The sequence below is a fragment of the Nocardiopsis rhodophaea genome, assembly GCF_039530945.1.
Classification (GTDB): domain Bacteria; phylum Actinomycetota; class Actinomycetes; order Streptosporangiales; family Streptosporangiaceae; genus Nocardiopsis_C; species Nocardiopsis_C rhodophaea.
In genome coordinates, this window is sequence record NZ_BAAAPC010000002.1 from 374,123 (window position 1) to 399,284 (window position 25,162).

Here is a 25,162-nt window from a genome sequence, read left to right on the forward strand (position 1 = left end):
GGATCGGAAGAGGACTGTGCGAGCAGGAAACAAGACCTTGATCTCTGTCGGTATGGCGGCCATACTCCTGACCGCCGCCGGATGTAACGGTGACGGAGATTCGGGCTATGGCGGCTATGGCGGAGCGGGCAACGACTCCGCCACCTCGGACGAGGGCCAAGACGAGGCCGCGGCGACGCTGCGGGTAGCGAAGGACACCAGCGTGGGTGACGTGGTGACCGACGCCGACGGCTACACGCTCTACATGTTCACCCAGGATTCAACTGAACCGCCCACGTCCAACTGTGAAGCGGACTGCGCCAAGCAGTGGCCCCCTGCCCTGACTGAGGGCGAACCCAGCGCTGAGGGCGTGGCGTCCGAACTCATCGGCTCCATGGAAAGGGAGGACGGCGGCGGTACCCAGCTCACCCTCGCCGGATGGCCGCTGTACCGCTACGCCGGCGACGTGTCCCCCGGTGATGTGAACGGCCAGGGCATGGCGAGTAGCTGGTACGCGATGACCCCGGAAGGACAGAAGGCGGAGGGCAACGGCGCCATCGGCGGCACCGACGACGGCGGATCGCCGGGCACGCAAGGCACGCAGGGCACGGACGAGGGCGGCGGATCCGGCGGCTACTGACGCCGGTAACGCATCCGGCTTTCGTAGGAGGACGGGGAAGTGAAGCGGTTCCAGGGGTTCCAGGTTGGTTCGCTGAAGTACGTCGAATACAGCGGCGTGGTGGTGTTCCTCCTCGTATCGCTGCTCACCATCGTCATGGTGGTCCCCAATGGGTCCACCTCCGTGGCGGGCGTGTTCTGGCAGGACTGGAAGTCGACTCCGTTCGGCCCTCTCGGGCCCTCCGACCGTGCGGTCCTCATCAAGGTCCGTCAGGCCAACCTGTGGGAGATGCCCACGGGTCAGCAGGCCCAGGAGCGTGGGCGCAGCAAGCGCGTGCGCGAGGTCGGCGGCATCCTCGCCGAGGACCACAAGCTGCTGGACGAACGGGTCCGCGGCGTCGCCGAACAGCTCGATGTCGTGTTGCCCAGCATGCCGACCACAACGCAACAGGACTGGATGGAGGAGCTCTCCCGCCTGTCCGGAGAGGAGTACGACAAGCTCGCCGTCTACCGCCTGCGCTACGCCCACGGGCAGGTGATCCAACTGCTCGCTGAGGTCCGCGCGGGCACCCGTAACGAACTCATCCGATCGTTCGTGCAGCACACGATGCTGGTCGTGCTGCGCCACATCACCCTGCTGGAAAGCACCGGCCTGGTCGACTACGAACAACTTCCCGAACCTCTGCCGCCGGAGCGGCGTCCCGGCGTCTGACCTCGACGAATCTTTTCCCCCGCGATCGACAAAGGAGAGGTGCAGTGCGTAAACACCGACAATCCACCCGGAAAAGTAGACATGACGACGCTGGGCGCTCGCGGCCGCGGCGCCGGTTCCGTCCTGTGGTCCTGGCGTCCGCGACCGGCGCGCTGGTGCTGGCGGCCGCGGCGACCGTCATCGCGTTCGGCGATCCGCGGAAGGTGGAAATCGACGTCGTCGGCTTCGGCTCCGCGGCCGACGGCTTCGGCGGGACCGGGTTCCTCTGGGGCGGTGGCGACGGCAAAGGCGGCGGCTACGGCCTCGGCGGCGGTGTCGACATCGGCGGCCGGACCGGTGACATCGGCAACCAGCGCGTCACCGGGCCGGCCGGCAGCGACTTCGCGCGGATCGAGCTGGCCCCTCCCCTCGGGGAAGACCCTCAGGCGCGCCGCTCCGGATCGACCGGCACCTTCATCTCGGACTGCGGCACCAATGGCAACCGCCTCTTCAACAGCGAAAACGTGATCGTCGCCCCCGGTGTGGAGAACGGCGCCCAGCACACGCACGACTACGTGGGCAACCAGAACGTGCAGAACTACACCGAAGACGTCGGCACCAACAACGTCCTCCTCGCGCAGGGCCAGACCAGCTGCGCGGACCAGCGCGACCAGTCCACCTATTACTGGCCGGTGCTCCGCGACATCAACGGGGTGGAGTTCGACGCCAACGCCCCCGGCGGCGGCGCCGACGGCAACGTCGGCCGGATCCTCGAACCCAAGAGCGCCGTGCTGGAGTTCCGGGGGAACCCGCGGTCCGAGGTGGTGCCGATGGCCCCCTTCCTGCAGATCATCACCGGTAACGCCCGCGCTTTCACCACGGGCGGGGAGAACGCCAACGCGAAGTGGACCTGCACGGGGTTCGAGGGGCAGGCGTTCGCCGACAAGTACCCGCTGTGCCCGGAGGGGTCCGATGTGGTCCGGATCGCGGACTTTCCCAGCTGCTGGGACGGGGAGAACATCGAGAGTGAGGACAACAGGTCGCACATCGTGTTCCCGCGCCGCGATGGCCAATGCCCGCGGGGCACCGTAGCGGTGCCGCAACTGCGCCAGACGCTCGTCTATGAGGTGCCGCCGGGGAAGTCCTTCGCCGTCGACGGCTTCCCGGAGGAGCGGCGCAACCCGATCACCGACCACTCCGACTTCATCAACGTCATGTCCCCGGACCTGATGCGTGAGGTCGTCGACTGTATTAACGACGGTCGGGAGTGCCGCACCGGCCAGAACAGGTGACGGCACGGCACCCGACACGTAACACGGCACCACCGTCGGCACTGACCGGCACGACGACGTCGTCGCTACCGAATGTCGCTAGCGAAGGGCACGGCCGTTGCCTCGGACGCGCCCGGCGGCCACCGCGGAACCGCGGCCAGGACTTGTGCGATTCGGTTCGGCCCGGACCTCGGCACCTCCTCTGCCCGGCCGCCGGGCGCTTATGGCCGGGCGCCTATATTAAACAGTGACGAACGCCTCCTTCCAAAAGTGATGGGATGAATCCCCGCAGGTAGGGGATTGCTGAACCTCTGGTCTAGACCAGCTGTCCAGACCAACTGGCCTGGAAGGCCGCGCTTCAACGATGATGCGGACCTGTCCATCCCAAAGGAGTCGTTGTGACCGACAGTGTTGCCGATATCGGACTTCCACCCACTGACCATGGGGAACTTATCGACTGGGTCCGCGAGGGCGCAGCCCTGGCCAAGCCGAAGAACGTCGTTTGGTGCGACGGTTCCGATGAAGAGTGGGAGCGGCTGACCGGTTTACTCGTGGAGAGCGGGACGTTCGTCAAACTCAACCCCGAACTCCGACCCAACAGTTTCTACTGCCGGTCTGACCCGAGCGACGTGGCCCGGGTCGAGGACCGCACCTTCATCTGCTCGGAGCGGGAGAAGGACGCGGGACCGACCAACAACTGGATCGCGCCGGACAAGATGCGCGCCACGTTTTCCGAGATCTTCGACGGCTGCATGCGCGGTCGCACCATGTACGTGGTCCCGTTCTGCATGGGCCCGCTCGGCGGCGAGATCTCCCAGCTCGGTGTGGAGATCACCGACTCCGCCTATGTCGCCGTCTCGATGCGGATCATGGCCCGGATGGGTACCCCGGCCCTGCGCCTGATCGAGGAGCGCGGCTCCTTCGTCAAGGCCGTGCACTCGGTGGGCGCCCCGCTGGAGCCGGGCCAGGCCGACGTGCCCTGGCCGTGCAACGACACCAAGTACATCTCGCACTTCCCGGAGACCCGCGAGATCTGGTCCTACGGCTCCGGCTACGGAGGAAACGCCCTGCTGGGCAAGAAGTGCTACGCCCTGCGCATCGCCTCGGTGATGGCCCGCGACGAGGGCTGGATGGCCGAGCACATGCTCATCCTCAAGGTCACGCCGCCCGAGGGAGAGGCCCGCTACATCGCGGCGGCGTTCCCGAGCGCGTGCGGCAAGACCAACCTCGCCATGCTGCAGCCGACCATCCCCGGGTGGAAGGTCGAGACGGTCGGCGACGACATCGCCTGGATGCGCTTCGGCGCGGACGGCCGACTCCGCGCGATCAACCCCGAGGCCGGGTTCTTCGGCGTCGCGCCGGGCACCGGGGAGTCGACCAACGCCAACGCGGTCGCCACCCTGTGGGGCAACAGCATCTTCACCAACGTCGCGCTCACCGACGACGGCGACGTGTGGTGGGAGGGCCTCACCGAGGAGCCGCCCGCCCACCTGATCGACTGGAAGGGCCGCGACTGGACGCCCGATTCCGACGAGCCCGCCGCCCACCCCAACGCCCGGTTCACCACCCCGGCCGGGCAGGCCCCGACCATCGCGGACGAGTGGGAGGACCCGGCCGGGGTCCCGATCTCGGCCATCCTGTTCGGAGGCCGCCGCGCCACCGCGGTCCCGCTGGTGACCGAGTCGTTCAACTGGCAGCACGGCGTTTTCATGGGCGCCAACGTGGCCTCGGAGAAGACCGCGGCCGCCGAGGGCAAGGTCGGCGAACTGCGCCGCGACCCGTTCGCCATGCTGCCCTTCTGCGGTTACAACATGGGCGACTACTTCGGCCACTGGCTGGACATCGGCCGCATGACCGACACCGAGAAGCTGCCCCGCATCTTCTACGTCAACTGGTTCCGCAAGGGCGACGACGGCCGCTTCGTATGGCCGGGCTTCGGCGAGAACTGCCGTGTCCTGAAGTGGATCGTCGAACGCCTCAACGGCACGGCCGACGCCGCCGAAACCCCGATCGGCCTGGTCCCGGCCGAGGACGGCATCGACACCGAGGGCTTGGACGTCAGCGCCGAGGACCTGAAATTCCTGCTCTCCGTCGACCGCGATACCTGGCGCGAGGAGACCGAGCTCATGCCCGAGTTCTTCAAGTCCTTCGGCGACCAGTTCCCACCGGAGCTGTGGGACGAGTACAACGCCCTGCACAACCGCCTCGGTTAACGCCAGCGGCCGATCGCGAGGACATTTTCACGGGGAAGGCTCCCTCCAGGGGTGGGGGCCTCCCCGTTTTCGCGCGCGGCATCATGCGCGCTCGCTCCGGCCCGTGGAGGGACACTCATGGCGCGTCGTCGGCGAGGTTCCGGTGCGGGAGAACAAGCGTCGGCCCAGAAGACTCCGTTTCTCCCCATCGGCGCACCCTGTGCAACACCGAACCAATGCGGGGGCGGGATTTCTTGCATACGGAACACGTTGGTGTTATTTGGTCTGATTTTCTCGATGGTCATGACATCGGCGTCAGGCCGCGATTGTGCCAAATCCGGTCCCTGCGGGATTTCGAGGGGAAATCGCTAAGTGAGGAACCTCGTCCGGACGGGGCTGGACGCGCCGCGGGGCGACGCGTGGCGCTGCTCGCCCTCGGCGCGTCTGCGGCGCACCGGACCGCGATCGGGGGTGGTCGCCCTCCTGCTCGGGCTCACTCGGCGGCCAGCCGCTCCAGCGCAGCCGACAGCCGCTCCAGTGAGTCCAGGACGCGCGTGAACTCCTCGCTGCCGAGTTCCTCGGCCAGGCGTTCGGCCAGATCGCGGTGGGCCGGGCCGATCCGGCGGATCGCCTCCCGGCCCTGGTCGGTGGGGAGCAGCAGCTTGGCTCTGCTGTGGGCGGGGTTCGGCGCGTACTCCGCGAGCCCCTGGTCGACGAGCAGGTCGGCGATGCGCTGGACGCTCTGTCGGGTGATGCCCATGGCCCGGGCGATCCCCGACACCGGCAGTGGCTCGTGCAGGACCGCGCCGAGGACCTGCCAGCGGGCGGCGGTCAGCCCCGCGGGGCGCGCCATCCGCTCCGACACGTCGAGGAACTGGCCGTTGAGGCGGAACACGGCGAGTGCGGTGCCGCTGAGCAGCCGGGTGGCTTCTTGCGTCACTGCGCCCGGTCCCCGTCCTGGGCGCTGTGCCCGGCCGCCGCGAGTACCGCGAACGCGCTCGGGTCGCCTGCGGCGAAGAGCCGGTACCAGGCGTCGAGCACCCGGGGTTCGTAGGTGTTTAGCCTGCCGAAGATTTCGCGGGCGAACGCAACCGGGGCGGTCGGCCCGGCGGTGATCAGGTTGCCGTCGGTCACCGCGTCCGCGTCCCGATAGTGCTCGGCGCCCGCGTACCCGGTGGCCGCGAGGTAACCGTCGGCGGCGCTGGTGTGGACACAGTCGTCGAGCAGGCCCTCACGGGCGAGCCCCGCCGTCGCGCCGCAGATCGCGGCGACGGGCACCTCCGCCGCGAGAAAAGCCCGGGCCATGCGCGCGAACGGGGCCAGGAGCGCGGGTTCGGCGTCCCAGCTCGCCGCGCCGGCAAGGATCAGCATCCGGCTGTCGGTGGGGTGGAGGTCGCCCAGGGTGATGTCCGGCATAACGCGGACACCGCCCATGGTCTCCACGGGGTCGCGTGTCAGGCCGACCGTCACGACGTCGAACCCGCCGGACTCGCGGTGCGCCGCCCCATTGCGCAGGTGCGCGATGGCGTGCCCGACCTCCCAGTCGGCGAGGGTGTCGTAGACGGCCATGTGTACGGTGCCCTTTGTCATGACAGGATTCTGTCGTGTTGACAGGATATTGTCAAAATCCGAGTTGTGGAGGGTGGCGTGGATGGCGTAATGTCGCTGTCTCCAGCGATGGACCGACCGAGGAGGTGAGACCCGTTAACGCTTGTCAGGCCGGGTACTCCCACCTCTCAGCCGCGCGGTCAGATCCGACGTAGGTGACCGACGGGAGTGCCCACAGGCATCCTGAAAGGTATCCATGTCGGCTTTTCCTGCGTTCCCCTCGTCCTGCGCCCCTTCCGACATCGTCCCCCGGCTCCGGGCCGCTGGCTGTGTCTTCGCCGAAGACGAGGCGGAACTGATCATCTCCACGGCACGCACGTCGGCCGACGTCGAGGACATGGTCGAACGACGCGTCGCCGGACTTCCCCTCGAACACGTCCTCGGGTGGGCGGAGCTCTGTGACCTGCGGTTCGCGGTCGATCCCGGCGTCTTCGTCCCGCGGCGCCGTACCGAGTTCCTCGTCGGGCAGGCCGCGGCCCTCGCCCCGCCCCGTGCCGTCGTCCTCGACCTGTGCTGCGGCTCGGGCGCCGTGGGCGCGGCCGTGGGCCGGGCCCCGTCGGTGGCGTCGGTCGAGTTGCACGCCACCGATATCGACCCCGCCGCCGTGCGGTGCGCCCGCCGCAACGTCGGTACCGTCGGTGGCCACGTGTACGAAGGCGACCTCGACGCGCCGCTGCCCGCGACGCTGCGGGGCCGCGTCGACATCCTGGTGGCCATCGTCCCCTACGTCCCCAGCGGTGAGGTCGGACTGCTGCCCCGAGAGGCCCGCATCCACGAGTCGCGGGTGGCGCTCGACGGCGGCGGCGACGGGCTGGACATTCTGCGGCGGGTGGCGGAGGCGGCGCCTCGGTGGTTAACGCCCGGGGGCCACCTGCTGGTCGAGACGAGTGAGCGCCAGGCGCCGTCGGCCGCTGACATCGTCGCCGCCCACGGGCTGAGTCCGCGCGTGGCCAGGTCGGAGGAGATGGAAGCCACCGTCGTCATAGGAAGGCGCGACGGCCGGCTGGGTTAGGCGGACGGGCCGGTCAGTTCCTCTGGTGGTGCCGCCGCGTGCGGGCCGTCCGTCGGGGCCGCCGGTAGAGCCGGTTGCGCCGGGCCTGGCGGCGCATGTCCCACAGGTAGGCGCGCATCGGGAGGGTGCGGACGGTCATTGGGAAGCGGGGGTAGACCGTGCGCAGCACGGCGAACAGGCGGTCGAATGTGCGCTGCCGCTTCGCGCTCCAGGCCAGGCCGAGTTGCTCGCGGATGCGCGGTGGCAGCAGCCCCGCCGCCAGGAAGCCCTGTAGGCGGACGAACGGCCGGAGCAGAGGGTTGGCCGGGTTGAACAGGGAGCGGGTGATCGCCCGTGCGGAGTCGTCGACCTCCATCGAGGCGATCATCCGCTCCCAGTAGGCGTCGAACTCGGCGCGGCTCGAAGGCCAGGTATCCCGAGGACAGCCGAGCGACGTGGCGAAGATCGACGCCTGCTGGTACGCGGCGTCCTTCTCCTCCGGCGCGAGAGGGCCCAGGGTCAGTTCGTAGAGCCGCGTGCCCGAGTCGTACAGGGTGGCGGCGACCCACAGCTGGAGGTCCGGGTCGAGGGCGTCGTAGCCGGGGCCGTTGACCTTCGTGTGCATGGCCCGGACGATCCGGGCGACCCGTTCGGCCTCCTCCCTGGTGCCGAAGACCTGCCCGTAGACGAAGGTGAGTGTGCCGCGCAACCGGTTGACCGGCCGGACCGCGAAGTCGCTGTGCTCGTACACGCCTCGGCTCACGGCGGGGTGGGCCACCTGCATGAGGACCGCGTACCCGGCTCCGCCGAGGACGACGGCCTCGCGGTTGATCCGCCGGATCGGCGCGTTCTCTCGGAACAGACCTGGAGTCATGCGTCAAGCTTAGAACTCTGCCCCCGTGGTGTGCCTCATGGGAAAAAGGTGCGGCACGGAGTGTCGTCGTCTGGTGTGCCGCTGGTGGTTTTTTGTCGTCTGTCGCTTTTGGCGTATTCGGGAGTGGTGATTACTGGGCCCGGTGGGAAAAAGGTGGAGCCAGCGGGTGGTGGGATGATGGGAAATATATGCGGTTTCAGGTTTGTCACAAATCGCCGTTATGTCTTATCTCTGTCGTCGGTGCAATGTTCTGCTGTCCGGTATCGCAACCGGTCTGAGTAGGCGCGATCCGCTGATCTCTGGAATCGGCTATGAGAAGGATGGGAACCGTGCTCAAGCGAAAATCGGTGACCGGACTCGCCGCGGTGCTGACTGCCGCGGCGATGGTGGCCACCGCATGTACCGGCGGCAATGGCGGCGACGGTGAGGTCCGCGGGTGGGAGGACTGCTCGGAGGATCCGAACACCTGCAATAGTGGTGAACGTGCCGAGGGAGGCGAGATCACCTGGATGGTGAATTCGGTCCCCGGGGCGTGGAGCTTGATCTCACCCGAGGGTGGCAGTGTCTACACCTCCCAGATGCTCGAAGGCGTGCTGCCCTATGTCGGGCAGTGGGCGCCCGACGGCGAGACCTACGAACACAACATGGACCTGCTCGCCGAGGAACCGGAACTCTTGGGCGAGGATCCCTTCCGCTTCCAGTTCAAGCTCCGCCCCGAAGCGGTGTGGGATGACGGCACGCCCATCACCGCTGACGACTTCGAGGTCACCTGGAAGATGGCGACCAGCCCCGCTGAGGGCCACTGCGACGGCTGCACCTCGCGTTCGCCCGAGGAGTACGACAACGTCGAGAAGGTCGAGGGCAGCGACGACGGCAAAACGGTCACGGTCACCCTCAAGGAGGGCAAGGCCAACCCCGAATGGTTCGGCTTCCTCGACGCCCACGGGATCTCGGGCGGGCTGCACCCGGCTCACCTCGCCGAGGAGCAGGGTCTCGACGTCGATGACCCCAAGGACCTCGGCGAGTACTTCCAGTGGCTGAACGGGACGCGACCCGAGTACTCCGGCGGCCCCTACAAGATCGTCGAGGGCGACCTGGAGCGGCAGGTCATCAAGGAGCCGAACGAGAACTACTACGGCACGACCGATCCGACACTCGACAAGGTCATCATCCGCTTCATCCAGGACGAGAGCACCTGGGTTCCGGCCCTGAGCAACGGCGAGATCGACGGCGGCAACCCGGCCCAGTACAACGCCGACATCATCGAGCAGATCAAGGGCATGGGCACGGTCTACTTCGACATCGGCCCGGGACCGAGCTGGGAGCACATCGACCTCAACACCGAGAACAAGTGGCTGAAGGACGTCGAGCTGCGCCGCGCCATCTTCACCGCCATCGACGTCAGCGAGATCGCGGAACGGAACTTCGGCGCCGGGTTCCCCGACTTCAAGGTCAAGACCAACCACGTCTTCAGCGCCGACAGCCCGTACCACCAGGACCTCATCTCCGAGACCGGGCAGGGCAGCGGCGACGTCGAGGCGGCCAAGAAGATCCTTACCGACGCCGGGTACGAGCTCGACGGCGACACCCTCACCAAGGACGGCGACAAGGTCGGGCCGTTCCGCCTGCGCGCGACCGACACCGTCACCCGCAGCACCTCCATGCAGATCATCCAGTCGCAGCTGTCCGACATCGGCGTCACGACCAACATCGAGGTGACCGACGACCTCGGCGCCATGCTCGGCGGCCAGGACTACGACATCGCGCAGTTCGGGTGGAGCGGCAACCCGTTCTTCACCTCCAGCCCGTCGCAGTACTGGCACAGTGAGAGCGGCAGCAACTTCGGCAAGTACTCCAACGAGAAGGTCGACGAGCTCGTGGAGAAGGTGCAGGCCGCGACCACGCTCGACGAGGCCGCCGAGTACGCCAACCAGGCCGCCGAGCTCGTGGTCCAGGACGCCTACGTCCTGCCCATCCTGCATGAGCCGAACTACGCCTTCGTCAACGAGGGGTACGTCAACATCCGCGACAACCGGCAGTCCGCCAACCGCGCGCAGTACAACATCGGAGCCTGGGGACAGGTAGCCGAGTAGCGGTCCGTCGCCGCCGGCCGGCGCTGTACCCGCTTGCGACACGGCCGGGCCCGGCCAACCCCGACGTTCCGGGCCCGGTCGCCCTCCCGGCGACCCCGTGAAGGGAACCATCCCCATGCTCGTCTACACCATGCGGCGGCTTCTGGGCACGATCCCCGTGCTCCTCGCGGCCTCCCTGCTGTCGTTCCTGCTCATCGACGTGTCCGGGGACCCCCTTGCCGACCTGCTCATCCAGCAACCCCCGCCCTCGCCCGAGGTGATCGAACAGGAGCGGGAGCGCCTCTACCTCGACCGCGGCATGGCCGAGCGGTACGTGCTGTGGCTGACGGGAATCGGTGGCAACGGCGACATCGGCCTACTTCAGGGCAAGTTCGGGCCGTCGGTGCAGGGTCCGCACTACGACATCGGCGAGCACATCGCCGCGCGGCTCGCCACCACGATGCGCCTGGTCACCGTGGCGGTGCTGCTGGCCCTCGGACTGGCCATCGTCTCGGGCGTCATCAGCGCGATGCGCCAGTACTCCATGATCGACTACACCCTGACCTTCATCGGCTTCCTCGCGCTCGCCATGCCGACGTTCTGGCTGGCCGCGCTGGTCAAGGAGGCCGGAGTATGGGTCAACCAGCAGGCCGGCGTGCGGCTCTTCGCCACCATCGGCGCCTCGTCGCCCGACACCCGCGGCTTCACCCCGCTCGAACATCTGAGTGACATGGCCGCGCACCTCGTGCTGCCCACGCTCGCCCTGATGCTGACCGGGTACGCGGCCTGGAGCCGCTACCAGCGCACCTCCATGCTGGAAGTGCTCAACAGCGACTACGTGCGGCTCGCGCGCGCCAAGGGCCTGCCCAACCGGGTGGTGATGCGCCGCCACGCGCTGCGCACCGCACTCATCCCGCTGACCACCGTGGCGGCGGTGACCATCGCTGGGATCATCGACGGGGTCGTCCTCACCGAGACCGTCTTCCAATGGCGCGGGCTGGGCGACTTCTTCGTCGAGGCGATCAAGAACAGCGACTCCTATGCGCTCATGGGGTGGCTGATGCTGAGCGGCGTCATCGTCATCACCGCCAACCTCGTCGCCGACCTCCTCTACGCCGTTCTCGACCCGAGGATTCGCTATGAGTGACACCGAAGGCCGCGCGACGGACCACGCGACCGACGACCCGGTCCCGGGGCGGGGCGCCGGGGCCGAGCCGGTGGCCACCTCGCGGCAACGCGGTCAGACCCGGGTCATCATGACGCGCTTCCTGCGCCACCGCCCGGCCGTGGTCAGTCTCGTCCTGCTCATCGCCATCGCCGCGTTCGCGTTCCTCGGCCCCTATGTGTGGACGTGGGACCACCTGGTGCACCGGGAGATCCCGGGCAACCAGCCGCCGAGCCTCGACCACCCGTTGGGGACCACCAGTGCCGGCCACGACATCCTCGGCCAGCTGATGCGCGGGACCCAGCAGACCCTGAAGGTGGCGCTGACCGTGTCCCTGCTCGCGACGGTCGTCGGATCGGTGTGGGGTGCGGTGGCCGGCTACCTGCGCGGCTGGCCCGACGCCATCATGATGCGGGTCGTCGACGTGATGCTCGTGGTGCCCCTGCTGGTCGTCGTCTCCGCCATCGGCGGCAACTTCCGGGGCGGCACGACCTGGTACGCGGTCGCGCTCATCATCGCCGCGTTCTCCTGGACCACGATCTCGCGGGTGGTGCGCGGGGTGGTGCTGTCCCTGCGCGAGCAGGAGTTCGTGGAGGCGGCCCGAGCGGCGGGCGCATCGGGCGCGCGGATCGTGTTCCGGCACCTGCTGCCGAACGCCGCGGGCCCGATCATCGTGGCGGCGACGCTGCTGATCGCGGTGGCGATCCTGCTGGAGGCGTCGATGTCGTTCCTCGGGTTCGGCATCCAGTCGCCGGACATCTCACTGGGACTCATGGTCGACAACGCGAAGACGGCGGCGTTCACGCGGCCGTGGCTCTTCTATCCGCCAGGCCTGATCATCGTGCTGATCTGCCTGACGATCAATTTCATCGGCGACGGACTCCGGGACGCTCTCGACCCCCGGCAGACGATGGTGCGGAGATGACGGTGGTGGGGGAGATGACGACGATGGACACGCACATCCCGGGCGCGGGAGCGGCGGCGGAGCGCGAGACCGTGCTGGAGGTCGACGACCTGACCGTTGGTTTTCCCACCGACGACGGCCTGGTGCGGGCCGTTCGGGGGGTCTCCTACCGGCTGCGTCGGGGTGAGGCGCTGGGCATCGTGGGCGAGTCCGGCTCGGGCAAGTCGGTGACGTCCCTGGCGATCATGGGCCTGCTGCCCCGAACGGCCCAGATCGCCGGGTCCGCGCGGGTGCTGGGCCAGGAGATGGTCGGGCTCGACGACGAGCGGATCAGCAAGGTGCGCGGGAACAACATCGCGATGATCTTCCAGGACCCGCTGACCTCGCTCAACCCCGTGTACACGGTGGGTCGGCAGATCGCCGAGGCGGTCCGTGCGCACCACGACGTCAGCGAGCGGCAGGCCCGGTCCCGGGCGGTGGAACTGCTGGACATCGTCGGTATTCCGTTCCCCGAGCAGCGGGTGCGGTCCTATCCGCACGAGCTGTCGGGCGGCATGCGGCAGCGGGTGGTGATCGCGATCGCGATGGCCAACGACCCGGACGTGATCATCGCCGACGAGCCGACCACCGCGCTCGACGTGACCGTGCAGGCCCAGGTGCTGGAGGCGCTGGAGACCGCGCGGGACCGGACCGGGGCGGCGCTGGTGCTCATCACCCACGACCTGGGCGTGATCGCCGGGCACGTCGACCGGGTCGCGGTGATGTACGCGGGGCGGATCGTGGAGACCGGCAGCGTCGACGAGGTCTTCCACCGCCCGCGCATGCCCTACACGCTGGGATTGCTCGGCGGAGTGCCGAGGATGGACGAGTCCCGGTATCAACGGCTCACCCCGATCCTGGGCACACCTCCGTCGATGCTGGACCTGCCGCCGGGGTGCGCGTTCGCCCCGCGCTGCCCGATGGCCGAGGAGATATGCGTGCGCGAGGAGCCGCCCCTGGCGGTGCCGGAGTCCGGCGGCGGAGGTGCGGGCGGCGGCGCGGCTGTCGGCAGCGATCCCCGGGTGCACGCGGCCGCGTGCCACTTCCGCGACCGGCTGGGGGAGACGCGGCCGGCGGAGCTGTTCCAACCGACGGCGATCGACGCCGAGAGTATCGAGGCGGTCCGCGCGGTGAAGGCGGCGGGGGCACAGGGCGCGGCCGACGCGGAAGCCGCCCCGCGGGCTCCCGTCGGACGCCGCGCGCAGGCCGGCCCGGGAGAACCCCTGCTCACCGCCGACGAGCTGGTCAAGCACTTCCCGGTCCGCTCGAAGGGCATCATCAGGCGCGGTGTCGGGGAGATCCACGCCGTCTGCGGGGTCTCCCTGGAGCTGCGCGCGGAGGAGACCCTCGCGCTGGTGGGGGAGTCCGGCTGCGGAAAGTCGACCACCGCGCGGCTTTTGCTGCGGCTGATCCCGGCGACAGCGGGCGACGTGCGCTACGGGGACCGGCGGCTGACCGGCCTCACGGGTGGGGCGATGCGGCCGCTGCGGCGGGACCTGCAGATCGTGTTCCAGGACCCCTTCGCGTCGCTCGACCCGCGCATGACCGTCTTCGAGATCATCGCCGAGCCGCTGCGCATCCACCGCCTGTTCGGAGACGACGGCGGCGACAGGGTGCGTGACCTGCTCCGCACGGTCGGACTCAACCCCGAACACGGGTCGCGCTACCCGCACGAGTTCTCCGGCGGGCAGCGCCAGCGGATCGGAATCGCGCGTGCGCTGGCACTGCGCCCGAAGGTGCTCATCCTCGACGAGCCCGTCTCGGCGCTCGACGTGTCGATCCAGGCCGGAGTGATCAACCTGCTGGAGGACCTGCAGGCGGAGTTCGGGCTGTCGTACCTCTTCGTCTCGCACGACCTGTCGGTGGTGCGGCACATCGCCGACCGGGTGGCGGTGATGTACCTGGGCAAGATTGTCGAGACGGGCACAACTGACCAGCTTTTCACGGCCGCGGCCCACCCCTACACCCAGGCGCTGATCTCCGCTATCCCGCTGCCCGACCCGCGCAAGGAGCGGACGCGCCAACGCATCCTGGTGACGGGCGATGTGCCGAGCCCCGCGGCGCCGCCGTCCGGCTGCCGGTTCCGGACGCGCTGCCCGAAGTACGCCGACGAGCTGTCGGACTCGGAGCGGAGCCGCTGCGACGAGGAGGTCCCCGCGCTCGTCGACCGCGGTCACGGGCACGCCTCCGCCTGCCACTATGCTCAGGCGCGCACCCTGGTCTGATGGGAGGGCCACGGGAGCGGCGGCGGAAGCGGCCCGGTCGGCGACGGGGTGCTTCTAACATCGTGTCGGTCCGGGCACCGGGAACCGCCGTGTTCCGTAGGGGGGACGCCGCCCGGCGTGGCCGCGTCTCGGTCCGCATGCCCCGCCACCACGATTGGGTGGGGCATTGCTTCGGCCGCTCCGGCGAACCGACGCTGCCACCGGCTCGTGCTCGCGGCGGCCGGCGCACACGCCTGCATTCCGGTCACCTTCGGTCCCGCCGATGGTCATGATGTTAATGGGGTAGGCCTGGCCGAAATCGTACAGGCTGCGCCGATTATGCAGCGCCGTTCCCTGTATAACGTCGTGTCCACAACTCGGTCCCTTGTCCGCCGAACTACGGCCGACATGGATTCCCGCGAGGGGCCTTCATCGCGAGTACTCTCTGGAAGCCCCGGATGATCAGGCCAAATGAGTCACCGGCCCGCGGGAGTCGGTGGCCCAGGGCGGCGTCGTACCGCGACCGGAGTCGGGGGCAGAACGGCCCGAGCGTGCTTCTGGCCCCCAGTGTTCCCATCGTGCCTGTTTCGGCCCCGATCGGACATCCGTCTGTGGCGAGGACGAAGACAGAGGAAAAGCCCGAGGCGTACGATGCAGACACTCCTCGACGTACACGAAAAGGCTTGGTCAATGAGCACTACCGATGGGATGGCTTCCGGAAAAGACCGGAAATATCTTCCCGACTTCGGACTGTCCTCCGCATCAACGGCTCGTGTCTACGACGCGCTCCTCGGCGGAAAAGACAATTTCGACGTCGATCGGAGCGCTGCCGACGTCTTCGTGGCCTATCTCCCCAAATCCCGTGAGACCGCGTGGCTGAACCGAGCGGCGCTGATTCGCGGTGTGCGGTACATGGCGCGGGTCGCGGGCGTCGACCAGTTCCTTGATATCGGCTGCGGCCTGCCCACGATGATGAACACGCACGACGCCGCCCAGGAGATCATCCCGGACGCCAACGTGGTCTACGTCGACAATGACCCGATGGTGCTGTCGCATGGCCGTGCTCTGCTTGAGGACAACAAGACGACCACGGTCATCACGGCCGACCTGCGCGATCCCACGTACATCCTGGGGCACCCCGGCGTTTCCGCGTTCCTCGACTTCGACCGCCCCATCGGGCTGATCGTGGTCGGCATGCTGATGCAGCTGCACGACTCGGAAAAGCCGAACGAGATCCTGGCCGAGTTGATGCGCCCGATGTGTCCGGGCAGCCACCTGTTCATCACCACCTGGCCGGACACCGGGCATCCGGCCCAGCACGCGCTCTCGCGGGCCTGCATCGAAACGCTCGGCAACGGGTGGCTGCGCCCGCTGGACGAGGTGTACGACCACTTCCTCGGCATGGAGCTGGTCCCGCCGGGGTTGGAGTACCTCTCGCGGTGGTACCCCGAAGACCCCGACGGCCCCGACGTCATGCCGTTCGAAGAGTTCGAGCCCTACCACTGGACGATGATGGCGGGCATCGCGCGCAAGTCGTCAGACTGAACGGGTCCCCTCGCCCGACGGAACGGTCCCCGCGCGGAGGGGTGCCCCTGGGCGCAGGACATGCCCGTCGCGACAGTGCGGCCGAAGAAGAGGAAGGCGTGTCCCAGAGCGCGGGACGCCTCTGGCCCCCCGGGGCTCGCGGGGTGGTCGGCACCTCCAGTTCGAGCGCCAGGCGCGGGGACCGACGATTCGATGTAAAGGCGTGGTCCATGAGCACTCCCGATCGGACGGCTTCCGGTCACGACCGGAAGTATCGTCCCGACTTCGGCCTGTCCTCCGCCTCAGCGGCTCGTGTCTACGACGCGCTCCTCGGGGGCAAAGACAATTTCGAGGCCGACCGGAACGCCGCCGAGGTTATTGAGGCCCATCTGCCGCATTCACGCGCGGCCGCGGCGCTGAATCGGGCAGCGCTGATCCGCGGCGTGCGGTACATGGCGCGGGTCGCGGGCGTCGACCAGTTCCTTGATATCGGCTGCGGCCTGCCCACGATGAAGAACACACATGACGCGGCTCAGGAGGTCATTCCTGATGCCCGGGTCATCTACGTCGACAATGACCCGATGGTGCTGTCGCATGGCCGCGCCCTCCTCGCGGACAACAGGACGACCACCGTCATCACGGCCGACCTGCGCGATCCCACGTACATTCTGGGACACCCCGGCGTTTCCGCGTTCCTCGACTTCGACCGCCCTATCGGGCTCCTCGTCGTCGGGATGCTGATGCACCTGCACGACTTTGAAAAGCCGAACGAGATCCTGGCCGAGTTGATGCGCCCGATGTGTCCGGGCAGCCACCTGTTCATCACCACCTGGCTCGACACTGGGCACCCGGCCCAGCACGCGCTCTCGCGCGCCTGCCTGGAGGCGCTCGGTACGGGGTGGCTGCGTTCGCTGGACGAGGTGCACGACCACTTCCTCGGCATGGAGCTGGTCCCGCCGGGGGTGGAGTACCTGTCGCGGTGGTATCCGGAGGACCCCGACGGTCCCGAGGTCATGCCGTTCGAGGAGTTCGAGCCCTACCACTGGACGCTGATGGCGGGCATCGCGCGCACATCGTCCGGCGCGGGCGACTGAGCGTTCCCCGGGGCAGGCGGCTGCTCCGGGGAACAGCGCGAACGCCGCCTCGAAGCGGCCGGTGGGGTGCGCCGACCTGTATCCCGGGCCGTGCCGGCCGCCCGAAGCGTGGCGGTCTTACGGGGTGATCGGCGCCTCCCAACTGGCGCGCCAGGTTTGGGGGCCGACGATTCCGTCCACCAGGAGCCGCTTCTCGCGCTGGAACTGGACGCAGACGTGCTTGGACTTCGGTCCGTAGGCGCCGTCGACCGTGATGTACCAGCCGCGGTAGGCCATTCTGGCCTGCCAGGTGGTGACCGAGGAGTGGCGGGTGATCGGTGGGTAGCGCAGGTACACGCCGGGCCAGGGCGGAGCCTGGTCCGGGGGCGCGTCGCCGTGGACGGGCATCCCGGACTTGACCCACGCGTACAGGTCGTCCCCCGGGCACGACGTGGGATTGATGTCGCGGTGGCCTTTCTGGGCCAGGGTGCGCCCGGCACGGTAGTTGGCGTCGTCGTAGAGTGCGCGAAGGGTGCGCTTGGCGGCCGTGGTGGCGTCGCCGTCGCGGCCCATGAAGCACACGCCGATGCCCTCGGTGTTGCGCGGCGCGGCGTGGGCGCCGATGACCAGCCATCCCCGCCCCTCATAGGCGTTGCCCTGGTTGTCGACGAGGAAGTTGTAGCCGATGTCGGCCCACCCGTTGGAATCCATGTGGAAGTCTTGGATCTGCCGGGGCGTCTGCGTGGTGGGACCCTGGCTGTAGTGCACCGTCACTTCGACGCGGCGGCTCCAGGTGGTGGTGTTCCGGCTGCGTGGGGGGCGCGCTCCCCACGCCGAGCGGCTGATAATGCTGACCATGCCGGGGATCTCCGTTCAAGAGCGGGGGACGATCCATGCGGGGTCGGCCGGGCCGCTGACGGAGGACTGCGTAGTGCCCAGCCGTTATCGTACGAATACCCTGTGCGCTCGCATTGAATCGTCAAATTCTCAACGAGTTCCGCGACATATTGATCGTTAAGATCAGCCATTCCATCGAAAATCGGGGGCACGGCGTTCCAGGAACGCGGCCACTCCCTCGTCGAGATCTCCCGACGTGCGCATCTGGGTGAACCAGCCGTGGACGACGTCGTCGGTCAGGGTGCCCGAGCTGACCCGGTCGATGATGTCCTTGGTGGCGCGCAACGTGAACTGCGATCGCCCGGCGAAGGTGCGGGCCAGCGCGTCGACGCGGTCGCCGAGCCGCTCGACCGGCACCACCTCGTCGCACAGCCCGGTACGCAGCGCGTGGTCGGCGTCGATCGGATCGGCGGAGTAGACCAGCTGCTTGACCGTGGCCGGTCCGGCGAGATGGACCAGCCGCGCCAGGGCGCTTACGGGGTAGATGATCCCGAGCTTGGCCGGGGTGATGGCGAAGCGGGCGTCGTCCGCGGCGATACGGAGGTCGCAGGCCGCGGCCAGCTGGCAGGCGCCGCCGTAGCAGTGGCCGCGAATCGCCGCGATGACCGGCTTGGGGAACGCCGCCATCGCCTCCTCGGCGGCCGTGGGCAGGTCGTTCTCGCCGGTGATGTCGTCGAGTGCGGAGATGTCGGCGCCGGAGCAGAAGGTGTCGCCGGCGCCGGTGAGCACGGCCACCCGCACGCTGGTGTCGTCGCGCAACTCGGCAAGGAGCGGCGGGAGGCCGGTGTACATCCCGGCGGTCATCGCGTTGCGCTTCGCCGGGTGGTCGATGGTGATCGTCGCGATGGCGTCCTTGACGGTAAGGCGGAGGCCGGGCACTGCGTCGGTCATGCGGATGTCCCTGTCGGTGGTCGTCGGCGGGGCGGGTGCCACGCCGCCACGGCTGCATGCCGACCTTACGGTCCGTGGTCCCCCCGGCTCGTCGACACCCCGGCGGTTGGGTGCGATGGGTGCGGGTGCGTTGGGGGTGGACCGGTGCCAGTCCCCGCTACGGGCGGGGTGGCCGGGTCCGCCCGCCGATGAAACGGTCCGCTTGGGAGCCCCGGAAAAGAACGCCCTATTTACCGTTCTTGTGGGTGCGGCGTCCAGATATCTGGATTTCGACTGACAGGCCAAACAGCATCGCACATGATGGCCGTTGTGGAATCGGTTGGTTACTCCTCGTAAGGGGGTCTCCTTTTCCTTCGTAGTACGCGCAGAATATCGCCGAAGAGGGGATCTGGGTGGAAATGGTGGAAAGCTGTGCGCCCGGCTCCGGCGCTCGTGGAGCGGTGGTGGCCATCGCACTCGTCACGGTCGTCGGGGCAGCGGCCGATACGGCCCACGCCGATGCTGTGGAGGAGGTGAGCGTCGACGCGGAGGCCGACGCCTCCGTGGAAGCGATCCCCCGCGGGGGTGTGGGCGCCGGAGTGGACGTCTCGGTCTGCGTTGCCGCGGTGGGGATCGCGGTGTCCGTCGGCCGACCGGGCTGCCCGCCGCCGCCCGCCCCGGAACCCCCCGAATCCCCGTCTCCCGCCCCCCAGCCCCCCGTGCCACCAGAGCCGTCGGAACCGCCGGAGTCTCCCGAGCCGTCCGAGCCTCCGGAACAGCCCGAACCACCGGCGGATCCACCGCCCCCCGCCGCCCCGGAGCCCGCGGAACCGTCGCCGGACCCGTCGACCGAGCCGGAATTCGTGCCCGCCGAACCGTCGCCCCCGCGCCCAGAGGCTCCGGCGCAGCCCCCGCCGCGCTCACCCCAGCTGGCCGCGGCCCCGATAGCGGAGCCGGTGGTCGCGCCCCAGGACGAGCCCGTCCCTGACCGGGACGAGCCGGAGCCGCCGAAGGAACCGGCGGAGCCGGACGCCGACGAGAACGAGGTGGTCCATCTGCGGGTCGGTCCCCTGCCGAACGGAGGGCCGGAGGCGCCGTCCGGTCACTTTCCCCCGGTGCGGATGATGGTGATCGCCGCGCTCATCGCTATCACCGTGTCCGTGGGCGCCTCCCGGCTGCGTCTGTAGTCCAGGCGGGGAAGACGTCCTCGGGCGGTGACTCACAGGCGCCCGGTGACCTGGTCGATCCGGTCGAATCCGGCGAGTGCCTCCTCAAGCGGTTCCGAATCGACCGGGATCAGCCCGGCATAGGGGTTATCCAGGAACACCAGGGCCGCCACCGTCGACGCGACAATCACCATGTTGGTCACGGACCAGAAGACGCCCGCGCGGGTGCGCGTTCCGCCCATCCCGAACGGCAGGACGGCGATGGCGAGCGCGGTGACCGCGGTGATCAGGACGAGCGTGCGGGGGATGTGGTTCTGGGCGGAGTCGGCCCGCTCGATGCGCTTGTCGACCAGCCCGGATACCTCCTGCCGCGCGACCATGCGGTCGAGCGCGGCGGACTGGTCCGATGTGGGGACTTGGGCCACGCTCGCCCGGAGGCGGCCGAGGGCGGAGTCGCCCGCGGGGCTGAGCTCACCGTGCCGCATCTCCGGCCAGTCGTTGCGGATCACGGTTTCGATATAGGTCCGCAGCTCCCTTCGTACCTGATCCCCGCTGCGGGCGGGGAATGTCGTGGTGCTCCAGTAGAGGTCGGTCGCTGTCGTCGCTTCGGCCACCACGTCATCGGCGGCTTGGCGGTTGTTCTCCCACCCGATGACGATTCCCATGGCAACGGCGATCAGATAGATGGACAGCAGGCACGGAATGATCAGATTGCCGATCGCGCCGCCATCCTCGTGGGGCTTGAATCCGAAACGGCGCACGATCACGACGCCGGCCGCCGTCAGCACGGCGATGGCGATGAGGAGAGACAAAGGGCTGAGGGTCATAACGCTCCAGAAGAATTCTCAAGAATCGACAGGGGGGCGACACCGGGATCGGGTCCGTTGTGGGGTGGCCGTCCGGATCTGCGCGGAGAATATTAAGGAGCGGAGAAGCGGCGAATATGACACGCGTCCGGCAGACCAACTTCATCCCTACCACGTGGATCAATGGGAGGGGGTGTTTTCGGAGAAAACATGGGAATGCCGTCAACAGTTCGCAGGACGCCGTGGTGGAGAGGGCCGGTCCACCCCCGCCGCTGCGACGGACGTGGCGAGCATTCCGCCGCATTATCGGCGAATCGGTGCGAAGCCGGTGTTATCGGGATGGTTTGGCCAGCCGTGGGTTCGATGTCCCTGAAAATGTTCGCGCGGTGAACGGTTGAAGGTCGCGCCGCCTGCATTTCAGCGAAGAATACGCGAACGCGGATTCGGAATTCATTCTAATGTCAAATTCTTGACTTGATATGCGGTGATCTTCATTCTCGCATGTCAGGCGGTGCGCGTGTTGCCCGATTTTGATCTTGGCCAGATCCGGCCATCTGTATCTCCTTGACGAATTATTCGGCGAATAAAAGCATGCACATTGATCGGCCGGTCATTATTACTTGAAAGGGGTATAAATGACTCGGATCAGTTTTCTTTTGGCGGCGGCCGCGGCGATGACGCTGTCGATGGCTGCCCCGGCGACGGCGGAGACGCCCGCGGGGTCGCCGGTGAACCGCGCTTATGCGCAAACCGACGTCACGACGGTCGGCGCCGAGCAGTGCGACCTGCCGGTCGAGGAGCGCAGCGGCAACTGGCTGTGCCTGAGCGACAAGCGGGACCAGGCCGAGGCGCACGAGACCGCGCTCGAAGCCGCGGATGAGGCCACGGCGCAGCAGGCCAGCACCCACTGCACATCGCAGGCCTGCTGGTCCCGCTACTCGGCGATCAGCGGCGACTTCTCAAGTGCCGGTTCCTTCGGGTACGGCCCACTGGTGATCGGCAAGGTCAATGTCTACTACCGGACCGACCTGCTGGGGTTCCGCTCCACGTCCCAGCCGGTGCTCTTCATGGCGGACACCAACGTGTCCGACCTGACCATGTCCGGTGAGCGGCTGAGCTACCCGTGGTTCCGGCCCGAGGGAATGCCGGTGCGCGCTGGAGCGACCTTCTCGTCCTACGCCACCCCGGCCACGGCGGCCCACGAGGTCGTGCGGTGGAAGCCGAACGGGTACCGGGTGGCCGACCAGACGGCCCGCGTCGGTGGCGTCGTCCACCAGTGGAGCTGGTCGAAGCCGGGCTACCCCGGTAGCTGGTACGTCTACGGCAAGAGCATCAAGTTCACCAAGATGCGGTACGGCTACCGCTACGGCGACGTGAACTACCTGCCCAAGGAGCCGGTGCGGTACGGATGGCGTCTCACCCGGTGATCACTCGCTGAACGACCCGAGCGCCGGCACAAGCAGGCCCCCTCACGCTCCACTGCGGGAGCGCGAGGGGGCCGTCGCGCTTTCACCATGGCAAGCCTCCGCCGTCCGACGTCGGTCCCGGCCCGACCGTTCCCGCTCGGCGGGGCCGGTCCGACCGGTCAGCCGGCGGTGACCTCGATGCGACGCGGCCGGGCTGCGGTGGCCTTCGGCGCGGTGATACGGAGGACTCCGTCGTTCAGGGACGCCGTGATGGAGTCCGTGTCCACCGCGCTTGGCAGGACCACGTTGTGCTCGAAATGGCCGACGGGCCGCGTGCGCCGCCAGAACCGGCCGCCGCTCTCGCTCTCCTTCATTTCGCCGCGGACGACCAGTTCGCGGTCGTAGGTGTCGATGGTGATGTCCCGCTTGCGTACGCCGGGCAGCTCGATCTCGACGATGTAGGAGTCGTCCGTCTCGACGAGATCAGCCAGCGGACGCCAGACGTGCTCACCCCCTGGCCGGCCGAACTCCGTCCACAACGTGTTGAACAGCTGGTCCAACCGCTCGTGGACGGCGTCGAGCTCGGGGAAGGGGCGCCAGGAAGGAGCGTTCTGCCGGTGCGGGGCGGTGTTCTCACGCCGGACCGGAAGGAGGTTCACAGCCATCACTCCCTTCGCGATTCGCTGCGCTACTCCGGTACGTGGCCGTTGCCCACCGCGGTCGGGGCCCGCGCCGCCGCGGCGGTCGCTCGGTGGGCGACCCCGCTGGTGCGGGCCCGGACCTTCGTGTCACGCCTCCGCGGAGGCCGGGCGTGCTGTTGGCCTCACGCCTTGATCTCCGCGGCGGGGCCAGCGCTCTCCACCACGTTGATCTTGCGGGGCTTGGCCTGCTCGGCGACCGGGACCCGCAGCGTGAGCACGCCCTCCGCGTAGGTGGCGGAGATGTTGTCGGTGTCCAGGGCCTCGCCGAGGAACAGCTGCCGAGAGAAGGTGCCCGCAGGCCGTTCCGCGACGACGGGGTCCTTGTCCGCCACCGCGCTCTCGCGCTTGGCGCTGACGGTCAGTACGTCGCGCTCGACTTCGAGGTCGATGGAGTCCGCGCGGACGCCGGGAAGGTCGAAGTGCATCACAAATGCGTCGTCCTCACGGTAGGCGTCCATCGGCATGGTCGTCGCCCGGGCCGTGTCACCCAGCAGGCGCTGCGCCATGCGGTCGAACTCGCGGAACGGGTCGGTGCGCATCAGCATCTTAGTCACCTCCCAGATTCGCTCATGAAACCTGCTACGACCTGGCTCAGGTTATATACCACATCTCTGGGCATGTAAACAAGGGAACGAAAGCGTGCGTTTCTCGCCCGCACGAGAGGAGGTGGAGGGCGGTGCCTGGTGCGCAAGATCCACACGAAGTTCTGGGGGTGAGTGCCGACGCCACCCGGGATCAGGTCACCCGGGCGTTCCGTGCGCTGGCGCGCCGATACCATCCGGATTCCGGCGCGGGCGACCCCGCTGCGTTCGCCCGCATTCGCGACGCCTATGAGAAGCTCCGCGCGCGCGAGCGTTCCGGGAGCAGGGGTTCGTCGCCACGGCGATCCGCCCCCGCGTCCGGCGTCCCGATCCCGGTGCGGGTCACGACCCCGACCCCGCGTCGGGGATCGGATATCTCCGCCGCGGTGGAACTAGACCTGGAGCAGGCGGTGTTCGGCACGACCGTCATGGTCGATCGGGGACGCCACGGCCCGGCGGCGGTCCGGATACCCCCGGGAGTGCCGCACCGGCACCGGGTGCGTGTGGTCGGCAGCGGCCGCCCCGGGCGCCACGGAGGTCCGGCCGGCGATCTCATGGTGACCGTACTGGTGGCCGAGCACCCCACCTACCGACGTGTCGGCGCGGACCTGAGCGCCACCCTCACGATCAGCTACCCCGAAGCCGTGCTGGGCGCGACCGTACCCGTGACCACTCTGTCGGGTGCGGAAGTGGATGTCACCGTCCCGCCCGGAACCGCCCCTGGCCATCGGCTGCGCGTTCCCGGCCACGGCGTCCCTGGCCAGGGCCGACGCCCGACGGGCGACCTCGTGCTGGAGATCCAGGTCCACATCCCCCAGGAGCTGGGGGCCGACCAGCGCGCAACGCTCCAGCGCCTGGCCGAGCTGCTCCCGCCACCGCCCCGGGACCCACGCGGCCACCGCCCCGGCCACTGACAGCGCGTCCCAATCCCACCACCGACGCTACGTCCGCCGCCCATTGCGCGAGAACGGTCGGCCGCCGTCGGCGCGGCGTCCCCGCACATGTGGACCAAGCGCGCGACGCGGGCGTGTGCCGCGCCGACGGTACGCCGCTCTGGGCCATGCGGCGGAGACCGTCCCGCGTGGCGGCCCCTGAAGCGGCGCGGTCGACGATGTGATGTGGCCCACCGCTGGAGAACGCGGGTATCGGCGACAGTGCGACTGGTGGCCCTTTGAGCCCGAGCGCAAAAGGAGGGCGCGCCCTCGGTAGGCGCGCCGTTTCCATGTGCACGGAGGTCGAACTCGACGACTCCACGGTGGACGCCGCGCGGGTTATGGAGTAGGGCAAAGTCCTCGGCCGATTAGTACCGGTCAGCTCCACCCCTCACAAGGCTTCCACACCCGGCCTATCAACCCAGTCATCTACTGGGAGCCTTACCCCCTCACAAGGGCAGGAGACCTCAACTCGAAGCAAGCTTCCCACTTAGATGCTTTCAGCGGTTATCTCTCCCGAACGTAGCCAACCAGCCATGCTCCTGGCGGAACAACTGGCACACCAGAGGTTCGTCCGTCCCGGTCCTCTCGTACTAGG

General features: G+C 68.4%; 22 protein-coding genes, 1 rRNA gene and 1 pseudogene. 15 read left to right on the forward strand and 9 right to left on the reverse strand.

What is annotated here, in order from left to right; translation table 11 throughout:
- Positions 1–52 precede the first annotated feature (52 nt).
- The 4 genes from ABD259_RS03560 to ABD259_RS03575 all read left to right on the forward strand — a co-directional run bounded on the left by ABD259_RS03560 (position 53) and on the right by ABD259_RS03575 (position 4,772).
- Positions 53–619 (forward strand): hypothetical protein, encoded by a 567-nt coding sequence (locus tag ABD259_RS03560; RefSeq protein ID WP_344160139.1) that lies wholly within the window; start codon positions 53–55, stop codon positions 617–619.
- Between the two features lie 39 nt (positions 620–658).
- A complete protein-coding gene (locus ABD259_RS03565) occupies positions 659–1,309 on the forward strand; it encodes a DUF4142 domain-containing protein (RefSeq protein WP_344099023.1) in 651 nt (216 codons plus the stop codon).
- A 125-nt stretch (positions 1,310–1,434) separates the two neighbouring features.
- Positions 1,435–2,580: a DUF1996 domain-containing protein gene (locus tag ABD259_RS03570; protein ID WP_344160142.1), complete on the forward strand. Its 1,146-nt coding sequence runs from the start codon at positions 1,435–1,437 to the stop codon at positions 2,578–2,580.
- A gap of 377 nt (positions 2,581–2,957) precedes the next feature.
- Positions 2,958–4,772, forward strand: a complete 1,815-nt coding sequence (locus ABD259_RS03575) for a phosphoenolpyruvate carboxykinase (GTP) (protein ID WP_344160145.1) — start codon at positions 2,958–2,960, stop codon at positions 4,770–4,772.
- Between the two features lie 472 nt (positions 4,773–5,244).
- On the opposite strand, the gene ABD259_RS03580 is transcribed toward ABD259_RS03575, so the two are convergent.
- Together ABD259_RS03580 and ABD259_RS03585 are read right to left on the reverse strand one after the other, a co-directional pair.
- Positions 5,245–5,691 carry a MarR family winged helix-turn-helix transcriptional regulator gene (locus ABD259_RS03580; protein ID WP_344099017.1) on the reverse strand — a complete coding sequence of 149 codons (447 nt, stop codon included), beginning with the start codon at positions 5,689–5,691 and terminating at the stop codon, positions 5,245–5,247.
- Positions 5,688–6,341 carry a DJ-1/PfpI family protein gene (locus ABD259_RS03585; protein ID WP_344160148.1) on the reverse strand — a complete coding sequence of 218 codons (654 nt, stop codon included), beginning with the start codon at positions 6,339–6,341 and terminating at the stop codon, positions 5,688–5,690. Before ABD259_RS03585 ends, ABD259_RS03580 begins: the two co-directional genes overlap by 4 nt.
- A 214-nt stretch (positions 6,342–6,555) precedes the next feature.
- On the opposite strand from ABD259_RS03585, the gene ABD259_RS03590 reads away from it, so the two are divergent.
- On the forward strand, positions 6,556–7,371 hold the full coding sequence (locus ABD259_RS03590) for a putative protein N(5)-glutamine methyltransferase (protein ID WP_344160151.1): 816 nt from the start codon (positions 6,556–6,558) through the stop codon (positions 7,369–7,371).
- 13 nt (positions 7,372–7,384) lie between these two features.
- Here ABD259_RS03590 and ABD259_RS03595 read toward each other — a convergent pair whose 3' ends face one another.
- Positions 7,385–8,224: an oxygenase MpaB family protein gene (locus tag ABD259_RS03595; protein ID WP_344160154.1), complete on the reverse strand. Its 840-nt coding sequence runs from the start codon at positions 8,222–8,224 to the stop codon at positions 7,385–7,387.
- A 320-nt stretch (positions 8,225–8,544) separates the two neighbouring features.
- Between ABD259_RS03595 and ABD259_RS03600 the strand changes: the two genes are divergently transcribed.
- The 6 genes from ABD259_RS03600 to ABD259_RS03625 all read left to right on the forward strand — a co-directional run bounded on the left by ABD259_RS03600 (position 8,545) and on the right by ABD259_RS03625 (position 17,226).
- Positions 8,545–10,317, forward strand: a complete 1,773-nt coding sequence (locus ABD259_RS03600; protein ID WP_344160187.1) for an ABC transporter family substrate-binding protein — start codon at positions 8,545–8,547, stop codon at positions 10,315–10,317.
- A 115-nt stretch (positions 10,318–10,432) separates the two neighbouring features.
- Positions 10,433–11,443 carry an ABC transporter permease gene (locus tag ABD259_RS03605; protein WP_344103509.1) on the forward strand — a complete coding sequence of 337 codons (1,011 nt, stop codon included), beginning with the start codon at positions 10,433–10,435 and terminating at the stop codon, positions 11,441–11,443.
- Positions 11,436–12,386 carry an ABC transporter permease gene (locus tag ABD259_RS03610; protein WP_412759388.1) on the forward strand — a complete coding sequence of 317 codons (951 nt, stop codon included), beginning with the start codon at positions 11,436–11,438 and terminating at the stop codon, positions 12,384–12,386. The genes ABD259_RS03605 and ABD259_RS03610 overlap by 8 nt, the downstream gene beginning before the upstream one ends.
- Positions 12,383–14,629 (forward strand): ABC transporter ATP-binding protein, encoded by a 2,247-nt coding sequence (locus ABD259_RS03615; RefSeq protein ID WP_425573477.1) that lies wholly within the window; start codon positions 12,383–12,385, stop codon positions 14,627–14,629. Before ABD259_RS03610 ends, ABD259_RS03615 begins: the two co-directional genes overlap by 4 nt.
- Positions 14,630–15,298: 669 nt before the next feature.
- Positions 15,299–16,153, forward strand: coding sequence for an SAM-dependent methyltransferase (locus tag ABD259_RS03620; RefSeq protein WP_344160157.1), 855 nt, complete (start codon positions 15,299–15,301; stop codon positions 16,151–16,153).
- Positions 16,154–16,362: 209 nt separating this feature from the next.
- On the forward strand, positions 16,363–17,226 hold the full coding sequence (locus tag ABD259_RS03625) for an SAM-dependent methyltransferase (RefSeq protein ID WP_344160160.1): 864 nt from the start codon (positions 16,363–16,365) through the stop codon (positions 17,224–17,226).
- A gap of 117 nt (positions 17,227–17,343) precedes the next feature.
- Here ABD259_RS03625 and ABD259_RS03630 read toward each other — a convergent pair whose 3' ends face one another.
- Entirely contained in the window at positions 17,344–18,063 is a 720-nt protein-coding gene (locus ABD259_RS03630) for a peptidoglycan recognition protein family protein (RefSeq protein ID WP_344103515.1), read from the reverse strand.
- A gap of 162 nt (positions 18,064–18,225) precedes the next feature.
- A complete protein-coding gene (locus ABD259_RS03635; RefSeq protein WP_344160162.1) occupies positions 18,226–18,993 on the reverse strand; it encodes an enoyl-CoA hydratase/isomerase family protein in 768 nt (255 codons plus the stop codon).
- A 443-nt stretch (positions 18,994–19,436) separates the two neighbouring features.
- Between ABD259_RS03635 and ABD259_RS03640 the strand changes: the two genes are divergently transcribed.
- The gene (locus ABD259_RS03640; protein ID WP_344160165.1) at positions 19,437–20,159 is read left to right on the forward strand and encodes a hypothetical protein; all 723 of its coding nucleotides are present in this window, start codon (positions 19,437–19,439) and stop codon (positions 20,157–20,159) included.
- A 32-nt stretch (positions 20,160–20,191) separates the two neighbouring features.
- On the opposite strand, the gene ABD259_RS03645 is transcribed toward ABD259_RS03640, so the two are convergent.
- Positions 20,192–20,965, reverse strand: a complete 774-nt coding sequence (locus ABD259_RS03645) for a bestrophin-like domain (RefSeq protein ID WP_344103521.1) — start codon at positions 20,963–20,965, stop codon at positions 20,192–20,194.
- Between the two features lie 614 nt (positions 20,966–21,579).
- Between ABD259_RS03645 and ABD259_RS03650 the strand changes: the two genes are divergently transcribed.
- Positions 21,580–22,371 (forward strand): hypothetical protein, encoded by a 792-nt coding sequence (locus ABD259_RS03650; RefSeq protein WP_344103523.1) that lies wholly within the window; start codon positions 21,580–21,582, stop codon positions 22,369–22,371.
- A gap of 158 nt (positions 22,372–22,529) precedes the next feature.
- On the opposite strand, the gene ABD259_RS03655 is transcribed toward ABD259_RS03650, so the two are convergent.
- Positions 22,530–23,015 (reverse strand): Hsp20/alpha crystallin family protein, encoded by a 486-nt coding sequence (locus tag ABD259_RS03655; RefSeq protein WP_344103525.1) that lies wholly within the window; start codon positions 23,013–23,015, stop codon positions 22,530–22,532.
- Between the two features lie 158 nt (positions 23,016–23,173).
- Entirely contained in the window at positions 23,174–23,596 is a 423-nt protein-coding gene (locus ABD259_RS03660; RefSeq protein WP_344103527.1) for an Hsp20/alpha crystallin family protein, read from the reverse strand.
- A gap of 131 nt (positions 23,597–23,727) precedes the next feature.
- Between ABD259_RS03660 and ABD259_RS25790 the strand changes: the two are divergent.
- Together ABD259_RS25790 and ABD259_RS03665 are read left to right on the forward strand one after the other, a co-directional pair.
- Positions 23,728–23,892, forward strand: a pseudogene (locus tag ABD259_RS25790) (J domain-containing protein); the annotation flags it as partial.
- Between the two features lie 126 nt (positions 23,893–24,018).
- Positions 24,019–24,546: a J domain-containing protein gene (locus tag ABD259_RS03665; RefSeq protein ID WP_344160168.1), complete on the forward strand. Its 528-nt coding sequence runs from the start codon at positions 24,019–24,021 to the stop codon at positions 24,544–24,546.
- Positions 24,547–24,911: 365 nt separating this feature from the next.
- Here the strand turns inward: ABD259_RS03665 and ABD259_RS03670 are convergent.
- A 23S ribosomal RNA gene (locus ABD259_RS03670) occupies positions 24,912–25,162 on the reverse strand; the annotation flags it as partial.

Coding starts and splice junctions, on each gene's coding strand:
- ABD259_RS03560 (WP_344160139.1), top strand. CDS start 53: ATGGCGGCCATACTCCTGACCGCCGCCGGATGTAACGGTGACGGAGAT.
- ABD259_RS03585 (WP_344160148.1), bottom strand. CDS start 6,341: ATGACAAAGGGCACCGTACACATGGCCGTCTACGACACCCTCGCCGAC.
- ABD259_RS03590 (WP_344160151.1), top strand. CDS start 6,556: ATGTCGGCTTTTCCTGCGTTCCCCTCGTCCTGCGCCCCTTCCGACATC.
- ABD259_RS03595 (WP_344160154.1), bottom strand. CDS start 8,224: ATGACTCCAGGTCTGTTCCGAGAGAACGCGCCGATCCGGCGGATCAAC.
- ABD259_RS03600 (WP_344160187.1), top strand. CDS start 8,545: ATGGGAACCGTGCTCAAGCGAAAATCGGTGACCGGACTCGCCGCGGTG.
- ABD259_RS03605 (WP_344103509.1), top strand. CDS start 10,433: ATGCTCGTCTACACCATGCGGCGGCTTCTGGGCACGATCCCCGTGCTC.
- ABD259_RS03610 (WP_412759388.1), top strand. CDS start 11,436: ATGAGTGACACCGAAGGCCGCGCGACGGACCACGCGACCGACGACCCG.
- ABD259_RS03615 (WP_425573477.1), top strand. CDS start 12,383: ATGACGGTGGTGGGGGAGATGACGACGATGGACACGCACATCCCGGGC.
- ABD259_RS03620 (WP_344160157.1), top strand. CDS start 15,299: ATGAGCACTACCGATGGGATGGCTTCCGGAAAAGACCGGAAATATCTT.
- ABD259_RS03625 (WP_344160160.1), top strand. CDS start 16,363: ATGAGCACTCCCGATCGGACGGCTTCCGGTCACGACCGGAAGTATCGT.
- ABD259_RS03630 (WP_344103515.1), bottom strand. CDS start 18,063: ATGGTCAGCATTATCAGCCGCTCGGCGTGGGGAGCGCGCCCCCCACGC.
- ABD259_RS03635 (WP_344160162.1), bottom strand. CDS start 18,993: ATGACCGACGCAGTGCCCGGCCTCCGCCTTACCGTCAAGGACGCCATC.
- ABD259_RS03645 (WP_344103521.1), bottom strand. CDS start 20,965: ATGACCCTCAGCCCTTTGTCTCTCCTCATCGCCATCGCCGTGCTGACG.
- ABD259_RS03650 (WP_344103523.1), top strand. CDS start 21,580: ATGACTCGGATCAGTTTTCTTTTGGCGGCGGCCGCGGCGATGACGCTG.
- ABD259_RS03655 (WP_344103525.1), bottom strand. CDS start 23,015: ATGGCTGTGAACCTCCTTCCGGTCCGGCGTGAGAACACCGCCCCGCAC.
- ABD259_RS03660 (WP_344103527.1), bottom strand. CDS start 23,596: ATGCTGATGCGCACCGACCCGTTCCGCGAGTTCGACCGCATGGCGCAG.